Consider the following 17,621-nt stretch of genomic DNA (forward strand, 5'->3'; position numbering starts at 1 on the left):
CGGAGGAGGACCCACCATGAACGGCCCCGTCGGCCCGTACCACCAGGGCTCGCTCGCCGTGCAGGAGCGGGTCGGCGTACGGGAGCTCGCCGACCATGTCGGCCGCTCCGTCGGCGCCGGCATCCGCCCGGTCGCCGCCGCCTTCCTGGAGCTCCAGCCCATGCTCGTGATCGGGGCGGCGGACGGGGACGGCCGCGTCTGGAGCTCGCTGCTGACCGGCCGCCCCGGCTTCGTCCGGGCCACGGGGCCCGCCTCCGTGTCCGTCACCGGCGGGGTACCCGGCGGCGACCCGCTGGCCGCCGCCCTGGCCGGCGGCGGCACCCCCGTCGGCACCATCGCCCTGGACCCGCGCACCCGGCGCCGGATGCGGCTGAACGGCACCGCCCGGCCCACCGTGCACGGCCTGGTGATCGACGCCCACGAGGTCTTCTCCAACTGCCCCAAGTACCTCCAGCTGCGCGAGCTGCGCGAACCCGCCGCCCCCGCCGCGCCCACCGTCAAATACGGCACGGCGATGACCCCCGCCCAGGCGGACCTCGTCCGCGGCGCCGACACCTTCTTCGTGGCCACCGCGGCACCGGGCCACGGCGCCGACGCCAGCCACCGCGGCGGCAACCCCGGCTTCGTGACCGTCTCCTCGCCCACCGAACTGAGCTGGCCCGACTACCCGGGCAACGCCATGTTCCTCACCCTCGGCAACCTGGAGGCCGACCCCCGCGCCGGGCTGCTCTTCCTCGAGTGGACCACCGGCACCACCCTCCAGCTCACCGGAACCGCCCGCACCCTGTACGACGGCGGTGCCCGCACCGTCCGCTTCACCGCCGACCGCGTCGCCGAGGCCCGGGGCGCCAGCCCGCTCCGCTGGTCCGCGCCCGCATACTCACCGGCGAATCCGTCACTGCCGCACTAACCTCTGCCCATGAACCAGAGGTTGAGAGTCGCGGCCTACGCCGTCTGCGTCCGGGACGGACACCTGCTGCTGGCCCGGGGCACCGCCTTCGACGGCACCAAGGAGTGGACGCTGCCGGGCGGCGGCATGGACCACGGGGAAGATCCCCTCGACACCGTCGTACGGGAGGTCGAGGAGGAGACCGGCTACCTCTCCGAGGTGACCGCGCTCCTCGGTCTGGACTCGAAACGGCGCCACCACCCCCGCCGCCTCGGCGCCGGCACCGACTTCCACGCCCTGCGGATCCTCTACGAGGGCCGGATCACCGGCGGCGAGCTCCGTCCCGAGGTGGGCGGCTCCACCGACCTGGCCGCCTGGCACCCGCTGGACTCGGTCCCCTCCCTCACCCGGGTCGGGGTCGTCGACGTCGGCCTGCGGCTGTGGCGGGAACGGCCCGCAGCGGGGCGCCTCGCGCACGACGGCTGACACGGCGGCCGGCTCCCGCCTACCGCGGCAGGACCACCACGTAGGCGGCCGGGGCCCGGTCGCCGGCCGCCATCAGGGCCGTACGCACCACCACGGCCTGCTGTTCCACCGCGTCGCGCAGCTTGCGGGGCGTGATGTGGATGACGGTGATGCCGAGCCGCTCCAGGTGCTCGCGCTTGCGGGTGCACTCCGACCACGCGTCGCCGTCGTCCTGGCGCGGCGAACGGGTGTCGAGCTCCACGGCGACCGCCTGGTCGGGCCAGTAGGCGTCCACGCCGCCCAGGTGCGGGCCGCCCGGCAGCCGGAGGTCCACGTTCCACAGGGGCTCGGGCAGGTCGTGCACCCGCACCAGCTCGTACAGCCGGTCCTCCGCCAGCGCCCGCCCCTCGGCGAGCAGCGAGTCGACGGCGTCCACCACGTGCGGCCGGTTCAGCAGCCGCAGCCGGTTCAACTCGCGCACCACCGCCGCAGGTTCGCAGTGCCCGCCGCGCACCGCCTCCGTCAGCAGCCGCCGTACGAGGAGGGCGTCGTCGACCTGCGCGACGGCGTCCGCCAGCGCGCGCGCCACCGGGGCGACCGGCACACCCGTGACCTCCACCGGGTTCGGCATCTCCTGCGCCCGCACGATCCGTACGTACCCGGTGGACCGCAGCCGCCGGGTGCGGGGCACCAGGACGTCCACCCGGTCCAGCGACAGCAGCGGCGGCGCGGCCGCGAACCGGTACAGCGCCAGCGCGGCGAGCCCGGTGACCATCGCGTCGGACGGCTGCGGCCGCCGGTCCGCGTACAGCAGGGCGGCGTGCAGCCGCTCCTCGCTGGTGGGCGCGCCGGGGTGCAGCAGGTACACGCCCGGCAGGAGCTGCCGCCAGGCCCCACCGGGCCGGCAGTGCGCGCCCACCTCGGCGGCGGGCACGCCGTGCGCCCGCAGCTGCGCGGCGGACATCACGCGGCGGCGCTCGGCGGCCAGGTGGGACAGGGGGCGGGGGGAGAGCGGGGTGTTGGTCATGCCCCGCAGGTTCCCGCCAACCGCGCCACCGCTAACCGCTGTTACACGCCCGTCGACATTTCGGGACGACCCCGTCCTAAAGTACGGGCGTTCGAGTGCCGATCAGGGGCCCCGATCACGCCCCCGACCTGCGCGGCGACCCCCGGCCCGGACCGGTGTACGTCCGGGGAACGCCTGCGCGGATTCCCGTCACCCCCCCGCCCGGACCGGGCGGGGGAGAGGCCGGCGGCCGTCAGCCCGCCGAGGCGTCGCGGGCCTGGGCGCGCAGGGCGCGCGCCAGGTCGTCGCGGGCCTCCAGGACCAGCCGCCGCAGCGCCGGGGCCGCCGACTCGTGGGCGGCGAGCCACGCGTCGGTGGCCTCCAGGGTCGACGGGTCGTCCTGGAGGGACGGGAACAGGCCCCGCACCACGTCCATCCCGATCTGGATGGACCGCTCCGCCCACACGCGCTCGATCGCCTCGAAGTACTTCGCCGCGTACGGAGCGGTCAGCGCCCGCTGCGACGGCTGGGAGAACCCCGCGATGGTCGCCTCCACCAGCGCGTTCGACAGGGCGTCGGACTCCACGACCTGCGCCCACGCCTGCGCCTTGACCGCCTCCGACGGGCGGGACGCCAGCGCGCGCACCTGGTGGCGCTTGCCCGACGCCGTGTCGTCCCGCGCCAGCTCCGCCGCGATCACCGCCTCGTCCGCCCGGCCGTGCGCGGCCAGCGGCTCCAGGAACGACCAGCGCAGCTCCTGGTCCACGTCCAGTCCGTCGATCTCCGCGGTCCCTTCCAGCAGCCCCTCCAGGAGCTGGAAGTCCGCCTCCGACGCGGCCGCCGCCGCGAAGAACCGCGCCCACGTCAGCTGGTGCTCACTGCCCGGCTCCGCCGCCCGCAGCTCCCGCAGGGCACCCTCGGCCAGCAGCCGGCCGCCTTCCTCCCGCCACGCCGGCGAGGCGTAGTGCACCAGCGCGGACCGCGTCCAGGCGTGCAGCATCTGCAGCACCCCGATGTCCGACTCGCGCCCCGCGAAGGCCAGCACCAGGGCCGTGAAGTCCCGCGCCGGCAGCACCGCGTCCCGGGTGAGGTTCCACAGCGCCGACCAGCACAGCGCCCGGGCGAGCGGGTCCGTCAGATCGCCCAGGTGCGCCCGGAGCGTGGCGAGCGAGTCCTCGTCGAAGCGGACCTTGCCGTAGGTCAGGTCGTCGTCGTTGACCAGCACCAGCGCCGGGCGTTCCTCGCCCGCCAGCTCCGCCACCACGGTCCGCTCGCCGGTGATGTCCGCCTCCGCGCGGGCGTACCGCACCAGCTCGCCTCCGGGCGACAGCCGGTACAGGCCCACCGCCGCCCGGTGCGGCCGCAGCTCGCCGCCCTCCTGGAGCACGGCCAGCTCGGCGATCCGGCCGTCCTCGCCGTACGCGACGACCGGCGTCAGGACGTTGACGCCCGACGTCTCCAGCCAGGAACGGGACCAGGCCTTCATGTCGCGGCCCGAGGTCTCCTCCAGGACCGACAGCAGGTCGCCCAGGCGCGTGTTGCCGTACGCGTGCCGCTTGAAGTAACGGCGGGCGCCCTCCATGAAGGCGTCCCGCCCGGCGTACGCCACCAGCTGCTTGAGCACCGCCGCGCCCTTGGCGTAGGTGATGCCGTCGAAGTTGAGCTTGGCGTCCTCCAGGTCGCGGATGTCGGCCGTGACCGGGTGCGTCGAGGGGAGCTGGTCCGCGCGGTACGCCCACGCCTTGCGGCTGTTGGCGAAGGTCACCCAGCTGTTGGTGAAGCGGGTGGCCTCGGCCAGCGAGAAGGAGCCCATGAAGTCCGCGAAGGACTCCTTCAGCCACAGGTCGTCCCACCACTTCATGGTGACCAGGTCGCCGAACCACATGTGGGCCATCTCGTGCAGGATGACGTTCGCCCGGCGCTCGTACGCGGCCTGCGTCACCTTGCCCCGGTAGATGTACTCCTCCCGGAAGGTCACCATGCCCGGGTTCTCCATGGCGCCCAGGTTGTACTCGGGCACGAACGCCTGGTCGTACTTGCCGAAGGGGTACGGGAAGTCGAAGTTGTCGTGGAAGAAGTCGAAGCCCTGCTTGGTGACGAGGAAGACGTCCTCGGGGTCGAAGTGCCTGGCCAGGCTCCTGCGGCACATCGCGCCCAGCGGGATCTCCAGGTCACCGCGCCGGTAGGTGTCCGTCACGCGGTGGTACGGGCCGGCCACGACACAGGTGATGTACGTGGAGATCGGCGCCGTCCGGGCGAAGCGCCGGACCTCGCCGTCCCGCGACTCCTCCGCCCCGTTGCTCCACACCGACCAGCCCTCGGGCGCCGTCACCTCGAAACGGAAGGGCGCCTTCAGGTCGGGCTGCTCGAAGTTGGCGAACACCCGCCGCGCGTCGGCCGGCTCGTACTGGGTGTAGAGGTAGACCTCGCCGTCCTCCGGGTCGACGAACCGGTGCATGCCCTCGCCGGTCCGGCTGTACGCGCACTGCGCGTCCACCACCAGCACGTTCTCGTCGGCGAGGCCGTCCAGCGCGATCCGGGAGCCGTCGAAGACGGCCGCCGGGTCCAGCTCCCGCCCGTTGAGCGTCACCGCGTTCACCGACGGGGCGATCAGGTCCACGAAGGTGGTGGTACCCGGCGCGGTCCGGCGGAACCGGATGGTCGTCACCGAGCGGAACGTACGCGGCTCGGACTCGCTCCCCCCGACGGCGGACCGCAGGTCGAGCGCGACCTCGTACCCGTCGACGGACAGCAGCTCGGCCCGTTCGCGGGCCTCGTCGCGGGACAGATTCTCACCGGGCACGGGCGGCACTCCTTCGTGGCTCGTTGGTACAGGAGTGATCCTGCCATGCGGAACTGACGCCCGGCAGACGCGGGAATGCCGGGCGCTCCCGTGACGTTGCCCCTGTCCAGGCGCACCCCGTTGTCACCCTTACCGAGGAGACGCATGTCCGAGAGCAGGATCACCGCCGACTTCTGGTTCGACCCGCTGTGCCCCTGGGCCTGGATGACCTCCCGCTGGATGCTCGAGGTGGAGAAGGTCCGCCCGGTCGACGTGCGCTGGCACGTGATGAGCCTGGCCGTCCTCAACGAGGACAAGCTGGACCAGGTGCCGCCGGAGTACCGGGAGATGCTGGAGACGCAGGCGTGGGGCCCGGTCCGGGTCGTCGTCGCCGCCCAGCAGCTGCACGGCGACGAGGTCGTCGGCAAGCTCTACACCGCGCTCGGCACCCGCTTCCACAACAAGGGGGAGGGCCCGACGCACACCGCGATCCGCGAGGCGCTGGAGGACGTCGGCCTGCCCGTGTCCCTCGCCGAGTACGCGGACAAGGACACCTACGACGCCGAGCTGCGCGCCTCCCACCACGAGGGCATCAGCAAGGTGGGCCAGGAGGTCGGCACCCCGGTCATCGCGGTGCCCGGGGCGGACGGCGAGCAGATCGCCTTCTTCGGCCCGGTCGTCACCCCCGCCCCCAGGGGCGAGGAGGCGGCCCGCCTCTGGGACGGCACGGTGATGGTGGCGTCCGTCCCGGGCTTCTACGAGATCAAGCGCACCCGGACCCAGGGCCCCGACTTCAGCAACCTGTAGCCGCCCGCGCGCGTACGGAAGGCCCCCCGCGAGTCACGTCCTCACGGGGGGCCTTCCTCCATCCGCCTGCCCCGTGAAGGCTGAGAAGACGATCACGAGCAGGACGACTCACGGCGCCTTCGTCAGGGCGCGATCAGCGGCGTGCGCTCCTTGGCCTGCGCGTAACGCCTCGCCACGTCCTGCCAGTTGACGACCTCCCACATCGCCTCGATGAAGTCCACCTTCTGGTTCTTGTACTGCAGGTAGAAGGCGTGCTCCCAGGCGTCGAAGACCAGGATCGGGACCGAGCCCTGGCCCACGTTGCCCTGGTGGTCGTAGACCTGCTCGACGATGAGGCGGCCGCTGACCGGCTCGTACGCGAGGACGCCCCAGCCCGAGCCCTGGGTGGTCGCGGCGGCCTTGGAGAGCTGGGTCCTGAACTTGGCGAAGGAGCCGAAGGACGCGGCGATCGCGTCGGCGAGCTCGCCCACGCCGTCGGCCGCCAGCGGCTCACCGCCGCCGCCGTTCTTCTTGCCGGTCATGTTGTGCCAGTAGATCGAGTGCAGGATGTGGCCGGAGAGGTGGAACGCCAGGTTCTTCTCCAGGCCGTTGATGGAGCCCCACTGCTCCTTGTCCCGCGCCTCCTCCAGCTGCTCCAGGGTGTCGTTGGCGCCCTTGACGTAGGCGGCGTGGTGCTTGTCGTGGTGCAGCTCGATGATCTGCGGGTTGATGACCGGCTCGAGCTCCGCGTAGTCGTACGGAAGTTCGGGGAGTGTGTAGATCGCCATGTCCGAGCCCTTCGACTGCTGCTTATTGCGAACTATATGCAAGTGCAGGCTAACAGCAGTAAGTCGGGGTCGTTGATCAGCGGGTGGTCTCCCGCCACGCGTCGCGGGCGAAGACCGCCTGGTCGGGGAAGTCGGTCACCACGGCGTCCACCCCGAGCGCGAAGTGCTGGGCGTACTCGGCCAGCGTGTCGCCGAAGGCGTCGGGGTCGGTGCCCCGCCGCAGCCCGGCGGGGAGGTACCGGTTCTCCGCGCGGAAGGTGTACGCCCCGACCCGCAGCCCCGCCGCGTGGGCGTCCGCCACCAGCGTCGAGGGAGGCAGCAGGGACGACTTGTCGGGGCCGATCCACTGCGCGTACTCCGCGACGGCGCGCAGCCCGGCGGGCGTCGCCATGTCCCGGTACGTCAGGGGGTGCCCGTACGGGCCGCCGGTGGTGCCGAGGGCCTGCCAGAGCGGCACGCGCAGCCGCTCGCGGGCGAGCAGCCGCAGGCTCGACGGCTCGAAGGACTGGATCACGCACTCGTGCGGCCCCAGCCGGTTGCGGCGCACCGCGGCGGCGAGAACGGGCTCCAGGGGCAGGCCGAGGGCGCGGAAGTGGGCCGGGTGCTTGGTCTCGGGGAAGACGGTGACGGTCCGCCCGTGGCGCCGGGACAGCCGCCGCGCCAGGTCGACCACCTCCTGGAACGTCATCACGTGCTGATGGCCGTCGAAGACGGTGTTCCGGTTCCGTACGAGGGGCAGGCGCTCGACCGCCCGGAGGGTCTTCAGCTCCGCGAGGGTGAAGTCCTCGGTGAACCAGCCGGTCACGGACCGCCCGTCGACGGTCCTGGTGGTGCGGCGCCCGGCGAACTCGGGCCGCCGGGCGACGTCCGTGGTGCCGGAGATCTCGTTCTCGTGGCGCACCACGAGGTGGTGGTCCCGCGTGGCGACGAGGTCCGGCTCGATCCAGTCGGCACCGGTCTCGACGGCGTGCGTGTAGGAGGCGGCGGTGTGTTCCGGGCGCCAGCCGGCCGCGCCCCGGTGGCCGATCACCAGCGGCCCGGGGGCCCCGGCGGCGCGGGCGGCGGCGGGCAGGGCGGCGGCGGGCAGGGAGGCGGCGGCGGTGGCGCCCGCCGCGAGGAGTACCGAGCGACGTCTCATGGAACCGGACGCTAGGGGTGTCCGAGGGCGCACACGGACAGGTTCACGCCCGGTGCGGCGGGGCGTCACCCGCCGTACGCCACCGGAACGCGAAGGGAGGGGCCCCGGCGCGTCGTGCGCCGGGGCCCCTCCCTTCCGTCACCCTCAGACCTCGCGGGAATCCTTGCGGGTGCGCTGCAGGACGTAGCCGGCCACCGCGAGCGCCAGCGTCAGCGCGCCCGTGGCGTACAGCTGGTTGCGGGTGCCCTCCTCGCGGGCCATCAGCACGAAGACCGCCGCCATGCCCGCCAGCGCCGCGTACGTCAGGTACGGGTACGCCCACATCCGCACGACCAGCTTCTCGGGCGCCTCGCGCTCCAGCCGGCGGCGCAGCACCAGCTGCGAGACGGCGATGAAGATCCAGACGACCAGGATGATCGCGCCGATCATGTTGAGGAGCCACAGGAAGACGTCGTTGGGCCGCCAGTAGCTGAGCAGCACGCAGACGAAGCCGATCACCGACGACATCAGGACCGCGATGCGCGGCACCCCGCCGGAGATCCTGCCGAGGGCCTTCGGGCCCTGCCCGCGGGCCACCAGCGAGTTGGCCATGCGGGACGCGCCGTAGATGTTGGCGTTCATCGCGGAGAGCAGGGCGACCAGCACCACGACGTTCATGATCTGGCCGGCGTAGGGGATGTCCAGGTGCTCCAGCGTGGCGACGTACGGGCCCTTCTCGGCGACCGCCTTGTCGGTCCACGGCAGCAGGGTGACCACCACGGCCATCGAGCCGATGTAGAAGACGCCGATCCGCCACATCGCCGTACGGACGGCCTTGGCGACGCCCTGCACCGGGTGCTCGGACTCGGCCGCCGCGATGGTGACCGTCTCCAGGCCGCCGTACGCGAAGACGGAGGCGAGCAGGCCGACGATCAGGCCCTCGGAGCCGCTGGGCAGGAACCCTCCGTGACCGGTGAGGTTCGTCGTGCCGGGGGCCTCCGTGCCGGGCAGCAGGCCGGTGATCGCCAGCGTGCCGATGGCCAGGAAGATCACGATCGCGGCGACCTTGAGGGCGGCGAACCAGAACTCGAACTCGCCGAAGTTCTTCACGGCCGCGAGGTTGGTCACGCAGAACACGACCATGAAGAGGGCCACCCAGGCCCACTCGGCCGTGCCGGGGAACCAGCCCGTCATGATCTTCGCCGCGCCGATGCCCTCCAGGCCGACGGCCACGCAGAGCAGGAACCAGAACGACCAGCCGGCGGTGAAGCCCGCCCACGGCCCGATGGCCCGCTCGGCGTGCACGGAGAAGGAGCCGGACGCCGGGTTGGCCGCCGACATCTCGCCCAGCATGCGCATCACCAGCATCACGAGCGCGCCGGAGAGCGCGTACGCGAGGACGATCGAGGGTCCGGCGGCCGCGATGGCGGTGCCGGAGCCGACGAACAGACCGGCGCCGATGACACCACCGAGGGCGATCATCGACAGGTGGCGTTGTTTGAGGCCGTGGGTGAGCGGCGCGTCGGCCGGCGTCTGCTCGACCGGGGTCGAGTCGGCGGGCGCGGAGGTCCGAGACATGGGCGTGCCCTGTTCAGTAGCTGAGACCGGTGCGGTGTGCGGTCGCGCCCGAACGGGTCGGGGCGCGGCCACACAGTCTGGGCGGGGGCACCGTTCACAGGGAACATCCGCCCGCTATACGGACACCGTGCTCACACAAGGTGAAGGAACACGCACAAAACCATCACACGCGTCGGCTGCGCCACTCCCGCACCCACGCCACCACCAGCACGGCTCCCGTCGCGGCCCCCGACCAGAGCACCTGAGGCCGTGTTCCGTCGTCCAGCAGCATGAGCACCAGGACCGCCGCCATGGCGGCCAGCGCGGCCCACGTCAGGTACGGGAACCCCCACATGCGGAGGGTCGGCTTCCCCGCCGTCTCGCGCTCGATGCGCCGCCGCAGCCGCAACTGCGACACCGCGATCAGGCTCCACACGAACAGCAGCACGGCACCGACCGCGTTCAGCATGTAGAGGAACACCGAATCCGGCCACTTCAGGTTGAGCAGCACCGAGACGAAGCCGAACGCCACCGACGCCAGCACCGCCCGGCGCGGCACCCCTCCCCCACCCTCGGCTTCGCCCGAGGGTGGGGACCCCCCTCCCGATACCGCCAGCAGCCACCTGGGCGCCTCACCCCGTTCAGCGAGCGAGAAGACCATCCGCGACGAGCCGTACAGGTTGGCGTTGAGCGCCGACAGCAGCGCCACGAACACCACCGCGTTCATGATCTGCCCGGCCCCCGGCACCCCGATCGCGTCGAGCACCGCGACGTACGGGCTCTGCCCCGGTTCGATCGAGGTCCACGGCAGCAGCGTCACGATCACCAGCATCGACCCGACGTAGAAGAGGAGGATCCGCCACACCGCGCTGCGCACCGCCCGCGCCACGTTGCGCGCCGGGTCCTCGGACTCGGCGGCGGCGATCGTCACGACCTCCAGCCCGCCGAACGCGAACACCACCGCCAGCACCCCGGAGACCACGCCGTCCCAGCCGCCCGGCAGGAAGCCGCCCTGCCCGGTCAGGTTCGCGAGCCCCACCGGCTCGGTGTCCGGCAGCCACCCGCCGATCGCCAGCACCCCGAGGCCCAGGAACAGCACGATCGCGCCGACCTTGAGGGCGGCGAACCAGAACTCGAACTCGCCGAAGTTCCGCACCGACGCCAGGTTGGCGGCGGTGAACACCACCATGAAGATCAGCACCCATGTCCACTGCGGCACGCCCGGCACCCAGCCGTTCGCGATCCGCGCCGCGCCGGTGGCCTCCACCGCGAGCACGACCACCAGCAGGAACCAGTACAGCCAGCCGACCGAGAACCCCGCCCACCGGCCGAGCGCCCGCTCCGCGTGCACCGAGAAGGCGCCCGACGCCGGCATCGCCGCCGACATCTCCCCGAGCATCCGCATGATCAGCATCGCGAGCGCACCGGCGATCAGATACGACAGCACGATCCCGGGGCCGGCGACCGCGATCCCCGCGCCGGAGCCCACGAACAGCCCGGCGCCGATCACCCCGCCCAGCCCGAGCATCGTCAGATGCCGCTGCTTCAGCCCGTGGGCAAGGGGTTCGGAGGCCGGGGCGAGCGGCGTGGGCGGGGCGTCGGGCATGGCACTCGTACTCTCAGACATTTGGAAGGACCCCACAGTCTCCCCACTGGAGCCCGCCCGGCGCAAAAGGGACCGTTCGCTCGGCGTTCCCCGTGACGAGCATCACGCCGATCGCGGTGTATCCCGCGTCTTTGTGCGAATCCCACCAACGGCCCGTCAACCGCTTTGTGGTCGACCGACGGTGATCGAGCGTTCACCCGTGGGCTACGGTCGGGCTGTTCCGAACCACCCTCAGCCCCGCCGGAGTCCCGATGAGCACTGCCGCCGCCCCCATCCGTCACGGAGTGGTCCTCGCCGACCTCCTCCCCGCCACCCGCGCCCGCGACATCGCGCTCGTCGCCGGTGGCGCCGTGCTCACCGGCATAGCCGCCCAGATCGCCGTGCCGGTTCCCGGCTCGCCCGTCCCGGTCTCCGGCCAGACCTTCGCGGCCCTGCTCGTCGGCACCGCCCTCGGCGCCCGGCGCGGCTTCCTCTCCCTCGCCCTGTACGCGGTGGCGGGCGCGGCCGGCATGCCGTGGTTCGCCCAGGCCACGTCCGGGTACGCCATGCCCTCCTTCGGCTACATCCTCGGCATGATGCTCGCCGCCACCGTCGTCGGCGCCCTGGCGCGGCGCGGCGCCGATCGGTCCGTGCTCCGCATGGCCGGCACCATGGCGCTCGGCTCCCTGATCATCTACGCGGTCGGCGTGCCGTACCTGGCCCTGGCGACCGGCATGTCGCTGCCGCAGGCCGTGGCCGCCGGCCTGACGCCCTTCCTCATCGGCGACGCGCTCAAGGCGGCGCTGGCCATGGGCGTGCTGCCCACGGCGTGGAAGGCCCTCGGCCGGAAGGGCTGACACCCCGGCCCCGCCGCCGTCCGGCGGGCGACCCGACGGGAGAGGCCCCCCGCGCGCATCCGCTGCGCACGGGGGGCCTCTCGCGTCCGCCCGACGGGACCGTCAGGCGTCCCTGCTGTCCGTTCAGCTCGCCGAGCGAGCCTTGCGAACCCGGTCGAGCACCACGCCGACGGCCACCACGACGGCCGCGACCAGCGTCGACAGCAGCACGACCTCGCGGTTGTCCTTGTCGTAGACCATGTAGGCCAGCACGAAGGTGATCATCGCGGCGGTCGCCCACGTCAGGTACGGGAAGAGCCACATCTTCACCGTGACCTTCTCGGGCACCTCGCGCATCAGGATGCCGCGCATCCGCAGCTGCGTGAAGCAGATGACCAGCCAGACGAAGAGGGCCACCGCGCCGGAGGAGCTGAGCAGGAAGTCGAAGACCGTGTCCTTGAACGCGTAGTTGAAGTACACGGCGGCGAAGCCGAAGGCGACCGAGGCCAGGATCGCGGCGGTCGGCACACCCTTGGCGTTGGCCTTGGCGAACGCCTTCGGCGCGTCACCGCGCTCGCCCAGCGAGAACGCCATGCGGGAGGCGGTGTACAGGCCGGAGTTCAGGCAGGACAGCACGGCGGTCAGGACGATCACGTTCATGATCTGGCCGGCGTGCGGGATGCCGATGGAGTCCAGGGCGGCGACGTACGAGCCCTTCTCCACGATCGACTTGTCGTTCCACGGCAGGAGGGTCAGGACGACGAAGATCGAGCCCAGGTAGAAGACGGCGATGCGCCAGATCACGCTGTTCGTGGCCTTGGTGACCGCGCGCCGCGGGTCCTCGGACTCGCCGGCGGCCAGCGTGACGATCTCGCTGCCCATGAAGGAGAAGACGACCATCAGGACACCGGTGAGGATGGCGCCCGCGCCGTTCGGCATGAAGCCCCCGGCGTCCGTCAGGTGGGCGAGGCCCGCCCCCGGGTTGTCCGAGCCCGGCAGGAAGCCGAACACGGCCAGCATGCCGATGACCACGAAGGCGCCGATGGCGACGACCTTGATGCCGGCGAACCAGAACTCGAACTCGCCGTACGACGAGACCGAGACCAGGTTGGTGGCGGTCAGCACCACCATCACGATGAGCGCCCAGGCCCACTGCGGCACGGCCGGTATCCAGCCCTCCAGGATCACCGCGCCCGCGGTCGCCTCGACCGCCAGCACGACCACCCAGAAGAACCAGTACAGCCAGCCGATGGAGAAGCCCGCCCAGCGGCCGAGCGCCCGGTCGGCGTAGGCGGAGAAGGAGCCGGAGTTGGGGCTCGCGGCCGCCATCTCGCCCAGCATCCGCATCACGAACACGACCAGCGCGCCCACGAGCAGGTACGACACGAGGATGGCGGGGCCGGCCTTGGCGATGCCGCCGGAGGACCCGACGAACAGGCCGGCGCCGATCACTCCGCCGATGGCGATCATGGACAGGTGGCGGTTCTTGAGTCCGGCCTTGAGACCGTCGGAGGACTGCGGAGTACCGGGTTCCCCGGTGCTTCCGCCTTCCTTCTGCAGGGTCTGCTGCGTCGTCATGGACGATTCCTTACGTGTGAGGTGCACTCGGGTCACGAGCCCGTGCATGCAAACACGAGAGGGGGAGAGGTCGAAAGACCCGATTCCGGATCGTGATACGCGGGCCCCACCGGCCCCCGGCCCCCGGCCCCCGTGCCACACTCGGACCCATGCGCGTGTACCTCGGCTCCGACCATGCCGGCTTCGAACTCAAGAACCACCTCGTCGAGTGGCTCAAGGCCCACGGCCACGAGCCCGTCGACTGCGGGCCCCACATCTACGACGCCCAGGACGACTACCCGCCGTTCTGCCTGCGTGCGGCCGAGAGGACCGCCGCGGACCCGGACAGCCTGGGCATCGTCATCGGCGGCTCCGGCAACGGCGAGCAGATCGCCGCCAACAAGGTGAAGGGCGTCCGGGCCGCGCTGGCCTGGAGCGAGCAGACGGCCGCGCTCGGCCGCGAGCACAACAACGCCAACGTCATCGCGATCGGCGGCCGCATGCACTTGGTGGAGGAGTCCACGAAGTTCGTGGAGACCTTCCTCACCACCCCGTACTCGGGTGAGGAGCGTCACACGCGCCGCATCGAGATGCTCTCGGCCTACGAGACCACCGGCGAGCTCCCCGCGATCCCGGCCCACCACCCCCAGCAGGACTGACCCCCCGCCGGTTCGCGGCAGCCACTCCGCGGGGCGCTTCCCCGTTGCGGGCAGTCGCCCCGCTGTGGTCCCCCCGTTGTGAGCGGGACGGGGCGGTGCCTGTTCCCGGGTGCGGGCCGGTGGCGCGGCGGCCCCGCCCGGTGGGTGGGGGCGCGGCCCCTCCGGGCCCACCTCCTCGAGGCCGGCGGCCTTGGGTGCGGGAAAGGGAGCCCGCCCCTCGCCGCCGATCTCTGCGGGGGCGACCCTGCACGGCCACACCCGGGCGGTACGCCGGGTGCGGGACTCACACACGAGGAGACGCTCAGCCATGCCCGAAGGGCATACGATCCACCGCCTCGCCGAGGATCACCTCGCCCGCTTCGGCGGGCACCCCGTCCGCGTCACCAGCCCCCAGGGCAAGTTCTCGGACAGTGCCGCCCTCCTCGACGGCCGCGTCCTCGGCGCCGCCGAGGCGCACGGCAAGCACCTGTTCCTCGGGTTCGAGGACACCGGCTGGGTGCATATCCACCTCGGGCTGTTCGGCAAGGCGGGCTTCGGGGACGCGCCCGCTCCGCCGCCCACCGACACGGTTCGGCTGCGGATCGCCGGTGCCGGGGCGTACATGGATCTGCGCGGGCCCACCACCTGCGCGCTGATCACCGAGCCGGAGAAGCGGGCGATACACGAGCGGCTGGGCCCCGACCCGCTGCGGGACGGCGACGACCCGGACAAGGCGTGGCGGCGGATCTCCGCGAGCCGCACCACCATCGCCGCCCTGCTCATGGACCAGAAGGTCGTCGCGGGCGTCGGCAACGTCTACCGCGCCGAGGTCCTCTTCCGGCACGGCATCGACCCCTACCGCGCCGGCCGGGACCTCACCCGCCCCGAATGGGACGCCCTCTGGGCCGACCTGGTGGCGCTGATGCGCGAGGGCGTGCGCAACAACCGCATCGACACCGTCCGCCCCGAGCACACCCCCGAGGCCATGGGCCGCCCGCCGCGCGTCGACGACCACGGCGGCGAGGTGTACGTCTACCGCCGGGCGACCCTGCCCTGCCACCTGTGCGGCGGCGAGATCCGCACCGCGGACCTCGCCGCCCGCAACCTCTTCTGGTGCCCCGGCTGTCAGAAGCCGTGAGGCAGCCAGGGCGCCACCGCCGAGCCGAAGGCCAGGGACGCCTCGGCCAGGGCGCCCTGCCGCAGCTCCCGCACCAGACCGGCCCCCGCCAGCGAGGCCAGCGACACCCCGCCCAGATACGCCGCGCCCAGCTCCCGTACCGACAGCGCGAGGTCCGCGGCGTCGTCCGTGCGGGAGCACACCGCGCCCTTGGGGTCGCCCGACAGCCGCCACCGTCCCGTGTTCCAGGGGCAGAAGGCGTCGTCCACCTCCAGGACCACGTCCACCGGCGCCTGGTAGGCCCGTGCCTCCAGCGCGGCGGGCAGGTCCACCAGCCGCACGTGCAGGCCGTCCTGGACGCGCAGCTCGCAGCGCCGCACGTCGGACACCAGGTGCTGCCACGGGTCGTCCACCGGCCGGTTCTGGACCTGGACCGCCGACGTCAGGTCGATCTCGCACAGGAACCGCCACACCGCCGCGTACGCCGCCGGGTCCAGCGCCCCCATGTGCCCCAGGCGCACCGTCCCCTTCGGGCCCGCCGGCTCCCACTCCGGCCTGGTGCTGTACAGCGCGAACCCGACCACCTCGCCGTCCCGCTCCGCCAGCACGCACTGGAGCGGTGACGCCCCGTCCCGGGTGCCCGGCGGATCCAGCAGCGGCAACCGCTCCCAGCCGGGGCGACGGGCGAGCATCCCCGGCCGCCGCGGCACCAGCCGCCCGTACACGGCCTCGCAGGCGGCGCTCGCGTCCGCCGGCGCCACCAGCCGCAGCGCCACGTCGTCCGTGCCCCGCGGCACGGACAGCCGGACGCGGTCCGTGTCGATCCGCGCGCGCATCTGCCGCGTGGCGATGCCGTAGCCGAACCGTCCGTAGATGACCGGCTCCGACGCCGTGAGCACGGCCAGCGGCTCGCCCCGCGCGAACACGTCGTCGAGCTGGCGCCGCATCATCGACGTGAGGATCCCGCGCCGCCGGTGCGTCGGCACCACCCCGACCATCGTCACGCCGGCCACGGGCACCGGCTCGCCCCCGCCCGGCACCGACAGCCGGAAGGAGAACGCCCCGGCCGTACCGACGCAGACGCCGCCGTCCCAGACGCCGATCGAGCGCTCGCACTCGGTGAGCGCCCGCCACAGCTCACGCTCCTGCGGCGCTTCCGGCACCGCGCCGAACGCCACCTCCAACTGCCCGTACCAGTGGTCCCATTCGGCCGCCCGAAGCACCCGTAACTCAGTCGTCATATGCCATGCGTACCAGGGCCTGCGCCACCAGGGCGACCCAATATCGAACGCAATGTCACAGGGGTCCCCCTGCGCGGGACCCGGCCGGATGGATAGGGTCCAGGCCAATGGCCCGTCGCGCACGAATGGACGCGTACCCGGCCCGGCTGCGGAGGTCCGCCCGCCGGGTCAAGGTCGGCCTGCGCAAATCCGGCGTCGACTACTTCCGGGGCGACGGCTCCGACTGGATCGCCCTGGTGGGCCTGCTGCTCACCGTCCCGGCGATCACGCTCCTCACCGTCGCCACCCCCGTCTGGGCGGCCCCGGCGGCGCTCGTCCTGCCCATCGTGGCGGGCGGCCTGCTGCTGCGCCCGGCGAGCCTGCTGGCCCTGTACGCGGCGGCCGCCGGCGCCCTGATCGTGGAGTCCGCCGTCCTCGGCCCCTACCCGCAGGGCGCCGCCCGCGTCACGCCCGGCACGGTGCTGGTGGTGGCCGCCTGCGGGCTGTTCGGGCTGCTGATAGCCCAGTTCCGCGCCAGGGTCGGCGTGCCCTGGCGGCGCGGCGGGACGATGCTGTTCGACCTGCGCGAGCGGATCCGGGTGCAAAGCGCCCTGCCCCGGCTGCCCAAGGGCTGGCACCACGAGATGGCGCTGCGCCCGGCGGGCGGCCAGTCGTTCTCGGGGGACTTCGTCGTCGCGGCCCGGACGCACGGCGGCCGCACCCTGGAGGTCGTCCTCACCGACGTGTCCGGCAAGGGCATGGACGCCGGGTCCCGCGCCCTGCTGCTGTCCGGCGCCTTCGGCGGGCTGCTCGGCTCACTGCCGCCGCACGGCTTCCTGCCCGCCGCCAACGGCTATCTGCTGCGCCAGGACTGGGACGAGGGCTTCGCCACCTCCATCCACCTGGTCCTGGACCTCGAATCGGGCGACTACGAGCTGCTGTCCGCCGGACACCTCCCGGCGCTCCAGCTGCACGCCGGCAGCGGCCGGTGGGAGGAGAAGTCCGGCGAGGGCCCGCTGCTGGGCGTGTACGACGGCGCCGACTTCCACCCGGTCAAGGGCTCGCTGAGGCCCGGTGACGTCCTGATGCTCTTCACCGACGGCCTGGTGGAGGCCGCGGACCGGGACATCGCCGAGGGCATCGACCGGCTCACCGGCGAGGCCGACCGCTTCGTGGCGTCCGGGTTCCAGGGCGCCGCCTGGCACCTGATCGAGGCGTGCGCGAAGGACGTCAACGACGACCGCGCGCTGCTGCTCCTCACCCGTGAGGCATGATCCG

The 17,621-nt window shown here is 72.6% G+C and carries 15 protein-coding genes; 7 read left to right on the forward strand and 8 right to left on the reverse strand.

The genetic code is table 11. The features are described 5' to 3' along the window. Window positions 1-16: 16 nt before the first annotated feature. Entirely contained in the window at window positions 17-910 is an 894-nt protein-coding gene (locus tag A4V12_RS13245; RefSeq protein WP_064069498.1) for a pyridoxamine 5'-phosphate oxidase family protein, read from the forward strand. A gap of 9 nt (window positions 911-919) precedes the next feature. Beyond that, a complete protein-coding gene (locus A4V12_RS13250; RefSeq protein ID WP_064069499.1) occupies window positions 920-1,375 on the forward strand; it encodes an NUDIX hydrolase in 456 nt (151 codons plus the stop codon). A 19-nt stretch (window positions 1,376-1,394) separates the two neighbouring features. Here the strand turns inward: A4V12_RS13250 and A4V12_RS13255 are convergent, their stop codons facing one another. Both A4V12_RS13255 and pepN read right to left on the reverse strand, forming a co-directional pair. After that, a complete protein-coding gene (locus A4V12_RS13255) occupies window positions 1,395-2,381 on the reverse strand; it encodes a hypothetical protein (RefSeq protein ID WP_064069500.1) in 987 nt (328 codons plus the stop codon). A 232-nt stretch (window positions 2,382-2,613) separates the two neighbouring features. Further along, complete coding sequence (pepN, locus tag A4V12_RS13260; protein ID WP_064069501.1) at window positions 2,614-5,163, reverse strand: aminopeptidase N; 2,550 nt, start codon at window positions 5,161-5,163, stop codon at window positions 2,614-2,616. Between the two features lie 144 nt (window positions 5,164-5,307). On the opposite strand from pepN, the gene A4V12_RS13265 reads away from it, so the two are divergent. Next, window positions 5,308-5,949 (forward strand): mycothiol-dependent nitroreductase Rv2466c family protein, encoded by a 642-nt coding sequence (locus A4V12_RS13265; protein ID WP_064069502.1) that lies wholly within the window; start codon window positions 5,308-5,310, stop codon window positions 5,947-5,949. A gap of 122 nt (window positions 5,950-6,071) precedes the next feature. Here the strand turns inward: A4V12_RS13265 and A4V12_RS13270 are convergent, their stop codons facing one another. The 4 genes from A4V12_RS13270 to A4V12_RS13285 form a co-directional block, all read right to left on the reverse strand. Continuing rightward, window positions 6,072-6,716, reverse strand: coding sequence for a superoxide dismutase (locus A4V12_RS13270; protein ID WP_064069503.1), 645 nt, complete (start codon window positions 6,714-6,716; stop codon window positions 6,072-6,074). 76 nt (window positions 6,717-6,792) lie between these two features. Further along, entirely contained in the window at window positions 6,793-7,854 is a 1,062-nt protein-coding gene (locus A4V12_RS13275; protein ID WP_064069504.1) for a glycerophosphodiester phosphodiesterase family protein, read from the reverse strand. A gap of 144 nt (window positions 7,855-7,998) precedes the next feature. Next, the gene (locus tag A4V12_RS13280; protein ID WP_064069505.1) at window positions 7,999-9,411 is read right to left on the reverse strand and encodes an amino acid permease; all 1,413 of its coding nucleotides are present in this window, start codon (window positions 9,409-9,411) and stop codon (window positions 7,999-8,001) included. Window positions 9,412-9,574: 163 nt separating this feature from the next. Continuing rightward, window positions 9,575-10,996: an amino acid permease gene (locus A4V12_RS13285; RefSeq protein ID WP_064069506.1), complete on the reverse strand. Its 1,422-nt coding sequence runs from the start codon at window positions 10,994-10,996 to the stop codon at window positions 9,575-9,577. 251 nt (window positions 10,997-11,247) lie between these two features. On the opposite strand from A4V12_RS13285, the gene A4V12_RS13290 reads away from it, so the two are divergent. Then, a complete protein-coding gene (locus A4V12_RS13290; protein ID WP_064069507.1) occupies window positions 11,248-11,832 on the forward strand; it encodes a biotin transporter BioY in 585 nt (194 codons plus the stop codon). 123 nt (window positions 11,833-11,955) lie between these two features. On the opposite strand, the gene A4V12_RS13295 is transcribed toward A4V12_RS13290, so the two are convergent. After that, on the reverse strand, window positions 11,956-13,389 hold the full coding sequence (locus A4V12_RS13295) for an amino acid permease (protein ID WP_064069508.1): 1,434 nt from the start codon (window positions 13,387-13,389) through the stop codon (window positions 11,956-11,958). Window positions 13,390-13,538: 149 nt separating this feature from the next. On the opposite strand from A4V12_RS13295, the gene A4V12_RS13300 reads away from it, so the two are divergent. Together A4V12_RS13300 and A4V12_RS13305 are read left to right on the forward strand one after the other, a co-directional pair. Beyond that, window positions 13,539-14,027 (forward strand): ribose-5-phosphate isomerase, encoded by a 489-nt coding sequence (locus A4V12_RS13300; RefSeq protein WP_064069509.1) that lies wholly within the window; start codon window positions 13,539-13,541, stop codon window positions 14,025-14,027. A 307-nt stretch (window positions 14,028-14,334) separates the two neighbouring features. Then, complete coding sequence (locus A4V12_RS13305) at window positions 14,335-15,144, forward strand: Fpg/Nei family DNA glycosylase (protein WP_064069510.1); 810 nt, start codon at window positions 14,335-14,337, stop codon at window positions 15,142-15,144. Here the strand turns inward: A4V12_RS13305 and A4V12_RS13310 are convergent. Next, window positions 15,132-16,364: a GNAT family N-acetyltransferase gene (locus tag A4V12_RS13310; RefSeq protein WP_064069511.1), complete on the reverse strand. Its 1,233-nt coding sequence runs from the start codon at window positions 16,362-16,364 to the stop codon at window positions 15,132-15,134. The genes A4V12_RS13305 and A4V12_RS13310 overlap by 13 nt on opposite strands. 107 nt (window positions 16,365-16,471) lie before the next feature. Between A4V12_RS13310 and A4V12_RS13315 the strand changes: the two genes are divergently transcribed. Then, the gene (locus A4V12_RS13315) at window positions 16,472-17,617 is read left to right on the forward strand and encodes a PP2C family protein-serine/threonine phosphatase (RefSeq protein WP_064069512.1); all 1,146 of its coding nucleotides are present in this window, start codon (window positions 16,472-16,474) and stop codon (window positions 17,615-17,617) included. The last annotated feature ends 4 nt before the right edge of the window (window positions 17,618-17,621 follow it).

The sequence above is a fragment of the Streptomyces noursei genome, assembly GCF_001646665.1.
GTDB classification, from domain to species: Bacteria; Actinomycetota; Actinomycetes; order Streptomycetales; family Streptomycetaceae; genus Streptomyces; species Streptomyces lavendulocolor.

Excerpts from the sequence above, each read along its gene's own strand:
- A4V12_RS13250 (WP_064069499.1), top strand. The coding sequence starts at position 920 with ATGAACCAGAGGTTGAGAGTCGCGGCCTACGCCGTCTGCGTCCGGGAC.
- A4V12_RS13295 (WP_064069508.1), bottom strand. The coding sequence starts at position 13,389 with ATGACGACGCAGCAGACCCTGCAGAAGGAAGGCGGAAGCACCGGGGAA.
- A4V12_RS13315 (WP_064069512.1), top strand. The coding sequence starts at position 16,472 with ATGGCCCGTCGCGCACGAATGGACGCGTACCCGGCCCGGCTGCGGAGG.
- A4V12_RS13275 (WP_064069504.1), bottom strand. The coding sequence starts at position 7,854 with ATGAGACGTCGCTCGGTACTCCTCGCGGCGGGCGCCACCGCCGCCGCC.
- A4V12_RS13280 (WP_064069505.1), bottom strand. The coding sequence starts at position 9,411 with ATGTCTCGGACCTCCGCGCCCGCCGACTCGACCCCGGTCGAGCAGACG.
- A4V12_RS13305 (WP_064069510.1), top strand. The coding sequence starts at position 14,335 with ATGCCCGAAGGGCATACGATCCACCGCCTCGCCGAGGATCACCTCGCC.
- A4V12_RS13285 (WP_064069506.1), bottom strand. The coding sequence starts at position 10,996 with ATGCCCGACGCCCCGCCCACGCCGCTCGCCCCGGCCTCCGAACCCCTT.
- A4V12_RS13310 (WP_064069511.1), bottom strand. The coding sequence starts at position 16,364 with ATGACGACTGAGTTACGGGTGCTTCGGGCGGCCGAATGGGACCACTGG.
- A4V12_RS13255 (WP_064069500.1), bottom strand. The coding sequence starts at position 2,381 with ATGACCAACACCCCGCTCTCCCCCCGCCCCCTGTCCCACCTGGCCGCC.
- A4V12_RS13270 (WP_064069503.1), bottom strand. The coding sequence starts at position 6,716 with ATGGCGATCTACACACTCCCCGAACTTCCGTACGACTACGCGGAGCTC.
- A4V12_RS13265 (WP_064069502.1), top strand. The coding sequence starts at position 5,308 with ATGTCCGAGAGCAGGATCACCGCCGACTTCTGGTTCGACCCGCTGTGC.
- A4V12_RS13300 (WP_064069509.1), top strand. The coding sequence starts at position 13,539 with ATGCGCGTGTACCTCGGCTCCGACCATGCCGGCTTCGAACTCAAGAAC.
- A4V12_RS13290 (WP_064069507.1), top strand. The coding sequence starts at position 11,248 with ATGAGCACTGCCGCCGCCCCCATCCGTCACGGAGTGGTCCTCGCCGAC.
- A4V12_RS13245 (WP_064069498.1), top strand. The coding sequence starts at position 17 with ATGAACGGCCCCGTCGGCCCGTACCACCAGGGCTCGCTCGCCGTGCAG.